The organism is Moorena sp. SIO3I6, assembly GCF_010672095.1.
The window spans coordinates 1-5,101 of sequence record NZ_JAAHHU010000312.1 but is presented as its reverse complement, the minus strand read 5'-3'; the positions used below and the strand labels follow the sequence as shown (position 1 = coordinate 5,101).

Here is a 5,101-nt window from a genome sequence, read left to right as displayed (position 1 = left end):
CTTAAAAGACCTTTCTATCAAAGGGGTTAAATTATGGAGTGATGAAGGAAAGTTAAGAACTGGAGGTTCCCAAGAAGTACTGACCACTGATGTTATGGCCGAATTAGAGCAGTATAAATCAGAAATATTACAGTTACTAAACGAAAATCCAGATATATCCCAAGTCCATCCCCTCTCTTATGGTCAAAAAGATCTCTGGTTTTTGTGGCAGCTATCACCCCAGAGTCATAATTATAATGTGTCATTTTCGGTTCGGATTTACTCTAAGGTAGATATAACTATTTGGCAACAAGTTTTTCAAGCTTTAAGGGAAAGGCATCCGCTACTACGGAGTACATTCCCGAAGTTAGGTGAACAACCAGTTCAACAACTACATCAACATCAAGAGTTAGATTTTTTACAGATAGATGCTTCTAGTTGGAGTGAAGAGGAGTTATACAAAAAGGTAGTTGAAGCTCACAGACATCCCTTTAATTTAGAAACAGAATCAGTGATGCGAGTTAGGTGGTTTACTTGCTCAGAAGCAAACCACATTATGTTACTGACAATACACCACATTGCTTTAGATGGTTGGTCACGCAACTTAATTGCCACAGAGCTGCCACAACTCTACCAAGCTAAACTAAATGGGGTTGAGGCATCCCTACCGTTACTAAAGCATTCTTATCAAGATTACGTTCGTTGGGAAAAAGAGTTATTAGAGGGAGAAAAAGGAGAAAAACTTTGGGAATACTGGCAACAAAAATTGGCAGGGGAATTACCAGTATTGAATTTGCCCACAGACAAACCACGACCCCCTATAAAAACTTATAATGGTGGCAGCTGCCCCTTCAAGTTATCTGAAAAGCTGACTGAACAACTAAAGGAACTAGCTCAAATAGAGAAGGCAACTCTGTATATGACTCTGTTGGCTGCTTTTCAAGTTCTGCTTTATCGTTACACAGGCCAAGAGGATATCTTGGTAGGTTCTTTTGCATTTGGTAGAACTAAACAGCAGTTTGCCTCTATTGGTTACTTTGTTAACTCAATGGTAATGAGAGCAGATTTATCAGGGAATCCCTGTTTTAGAGATTTTCTTTCCCAAGTCCACCAGACAGTTAAGGGAGCATTAGGTCATCAAAATTATCCCTTGGCTTTATTGGTAGAGAAGTTACAGGTAGAACGTGACTCCAGTCGTTCTCCTCTGTTTCAGGCTGCTTTTGTACTACAAAAATTCCTAAAATCTCAAGAGCTGCAAAAAAAGCTGTGTTTTGGCAGTAGCAAAAAAAACTTGATGAATTGGGGAGGACTTGAAGTAGAAGCATTTACATTTGATCAACAGGAAGGTTTATATGATTTATTGCTGGAAATGGTTGAAGAGGATTCCTCTCTGATTGGGTTCTTAAAATACAATACTGACTTATTTGATAAGCAAACTATTGCCCGAATGGCTGGTCATTTCCAGAAGTTGTTGGCAGGAATAGTGAATAATCCGCAACAAAGAGTAACAGCACTACCATTAATGACAGGGCCAGAGCTAGACCAAATACTTGTGGAGTGGAACAATAGGAAAACAGATTATCCTACGGACAAATGTATCCATCAGTTATTTGAGGAACAGGTTGAAAACAACCCAAATGCCATAGCAGTAGTATTTGAAGAGCAAAAGCTGACTTATTCCGAATTAAATAGCAAAGCTAATCAACTAGCCCATTATTTGCAAAAATTGGGAGTAGTTCCAGAAACCCTAGTGGGAATATGTGTAGAGCGTTCGTTAGAGATGGTAGTAGGTTTATTAGCCATACTCAAAGCCGGAGGAGCTTATGTGCCATTAGACCCGAATTATCCAACTTCCCGTCTCAATTACATGATAGAAGATGCACAACTATCCATCATCTTGACTGAAGAAAAATGGCAGAATCATTTATCGGACACAAAAGCATCTGTGATTTGTTTAGATACAGATGAAGAAATTATTAATCAACAGAGTCAGCAAATACCCGAAAATCAGGTAACAGCTAATCAGTTAGCTTACGTTATCTATACTTCAGGTTCAACGGGTCAACCAAAAGGAGTAACTATTCCTCATCAAGGGGTAGTTCGGCTTTTTAGCAACACCAACTATGTGCAACTGGATCCTACAGACCGGGTAGCTCAAGTTTCCAATACCTCTTTTGATGCAGCCACATTTGAAATTTGGGGAGCTTTATTACACGGAGCAGTGGCAGTAGTAATTACCAAATCTGTACTCCTTTCTCCTCAAGAGTTTGTCAACTATATTAAACAAGAAAAAATTACGACACTATTTTTGACAACAGCTTTATTTAATCAGTTAGCCTACTCAGTACCAGAAGCATTCAGTACCTTGAAACATTTGTTATTTGGAGGAGAGGCAGTAGACCCAAAATCAGTGAAACAGGTATTTGAAAAAGGGGCACCAGAAAGATTGCTTCATGTCTATGGACCGACAGAAAATACTACATTCTCTTCATGGTACAAGGTGACTAAAGTAGCAGAAGGAGCAACAAATCTGCCCATAGGTAAGCCAATATCCAACACCCAAATATATATCCTCGACTCCCAATTACAACCAGTGCCCATAGGAGTAGCAGGAGAACTTCATATTGGAGGAGATGGTTTAGCAACAGGCTACCACAACCGCCCCGAACTCACAGCCTCCAAATTTATTCCCAACCCTTTTGATAAGTCAAAAGCCACAAAGTTATATAAAACAGGAGACTTAGCACGTTATCTTCCTGATGGCAATATAGAATTTATTGGGCGGATAGACTACCAAGTTAAAATCAGAGGTTTCCGCATTGAAATTGGAGAAATCGAAGCTTTAGTTTCACAATACCCTGATGTCAAGGAAAATGTGGTTATTGCTCAGTCAGACCCAGCAGGAGGACAACGTTTGGTAGTCTATATAGTTCCTAAGCAGGAATCTACTCAAGACGCTTCCCTAATTCCTCAGATTCGCCAATTTCTCAAGCAAAAGCTACCTGAATACATGATTCCGGCAGCTTTCGTGTTGCTAGATGCTTTCCCTCTAACCCCCAACGGCAAGATTGACCGTCATGCTTTGCCAGTTCCCGATACTGTTCCTTCAGGTATATCAACAACTTATGTGACGCCTCAGACGGAAACAGAGCAACTTCTGGCTAAGATTTGGCAAGAGGTTCTACAGGTAGAAAAAGTGGGAATTTATGATAATTTCTTTGAACTTGGAGGTCATTCATTACTAACAATTAAAGTTCACACAAAGTTACAGAAAATATATGCACAAGATATCTCAATTGTCAAACTGTTTCAACACCCAAATATATCGGAATTTTCTAAATATTTAATTGATTTACAAAGGGGAAAAGTAACTGATTATTTAACTACTGGTCAAGCAAAGGCTCGTAGTGACAGGAAAACTTCGATGAAACAGCAAAGGTTACAAAGACAGCAAAATCGTAGACATAAATAAATAATTTTTGATGAATAAAATGATTACTACAAATAATATTGATGATTCAGCGATCGCTATCATTGGCATTTCTGGTCGTTTTCCCAAGGCGAATAACATTGATACTTTCTGGAAAAATTTACAAGAGGGTGTGGAGTCTATTGAATTTTTCTCTGAACAGGAACTATTGGAGGAAGGGATCGACCCCAGCTTGTTAAAAAAACAGAATTATGTTAAAGCAGGAACTGTAATTTCAGACATCGATCTCTTTGATGCTAGTTTCTTTGACTATAATCCCAGAGAAGCTGAAATCATTGACCCACAACAACGCCTATTTCTAGAGTCTGCTGTTGAAGCACTAGAAGTTGCTGGTTATGACTCACAAACTTATGCGGGTGCTATAGGAGTTTATGCTGGTCTGAGTGAGAACAGTTACGCCCGCAATAATATCTATCCTCATCTAGAAAATTCAGAACCAGGAAACGTTTATCAATTTCTTTTGGGCAATGGTAATGATTTCTTATCAACCCGGGTTTCTTACAAACTAAATTTAACAGGACCAAGTATTACAGTTCAAACTGCTTGCTCCACTTCTTTAGTTGCCGTTCATCTAGCTTGCCAAAGTTTGCTCAGTGGTGAATGTGATATGGCTTTGGCAGGTGGTGTTTCCATTCAAGTTCCCCACAAAAAAGGTTATTTATATCAAGAGGGAATGATTATGTCTCCTGATGGACATTGTCGTACTTTTGATGCTAAAGCCAAGGGAACTTTAGGTGGTAATGGGTTGGGTATTGTGGTCTTGAAAAGATTAGAAGATGCGATCGCAGATGGCGACTACATTTATGCTCAGATTAAAGGTTCTGCTATCAACAACGACGGTTCATCAAAAGTTGGCTACACTGCTCCTAGTGTAGAAGGTCAAGCAGCAGTGATTTCTGAAGCCCAGTCAATAGCTGGGATTGACCCGGAAACAATTACTTATATAGAAGCTCATGGAACTGCAACTCCCCTAGGAGACCCCATTGAAATTGCAGCTTTAACCAAAGTGTTTCGAGGGACTACCGAAAAAAAAGGCTTTTGTGCCATTGGTTCGCTGAAAACTAATATGGGGCATCTAGATGCAGCAGCAGGGGTTGGTGGCTTGATCAAAACAGTTTTAGCCCTCAAACACAAGAAACTACCACCAAGCCTGAATTTTGAAACACCGAACCCCACCATTGACTTTGCTAATAGCCCTTTCTACGTTAATACCACTCTCTCGGAGTGGAACACCAATGGAACACCTCGTCGGGCCGGAGTAAGTTCTTTTGGTATTGGTGGTACAAATGCTCATGTAGTTCTTGAAGAAGCTCCCACTTTAGAACCATCCTCAACGTCTCGCCCCTGGCAGTTGTTAGTGCTTTCTGCTAAAACAAATTCAGCTTTAGAAACAGCAACAACTAACCTTGCTGCGCACTTAAAACAGCATCCAGAAATTAATCTTGCAGATGTGGCCTATACCCTACAAGTAGGTCGTACAGCCTTTGAGTATCGCCGGATGTTAGTCTACCAAAATATAGATGATGCTCTCAAAGCACTTTCCACTCCGGAATTCCAACCAGTTTTAACTCATTACCAAGAGCCTATCGAACGACCTGTAGTGTTCATGTTTTCTGGTCAGGGAGCGCAATA

Annotated in this window: 2 protein-coding genes; both read left to right on the top strand. The window is 40.0% G+C overall.

Going from position 1 to position 5,101, the window contains the following annotated elements; translation table 11 throughout:
• The coding region (locus tag F6K49_RS34865; RefSeq protein ID WP_293104038.1) for an amino acid adenylation domain-containing protein at nucleotides 1-3,451 on the top strand (3,451 nt) is incomplete at its 5' end.
• A 19-nt stretch (nucleotides 3,452-3,470) separates the two neighbouring features.
• A partial coding sequence (locus tag F6K49_RS34860; RefSeq protein ID WP_293104041.1) for a type I polyketide synthase occupies nucleotides 3,471-5,101 on the top strand: 1,631 nt, incomplete at its 3' end.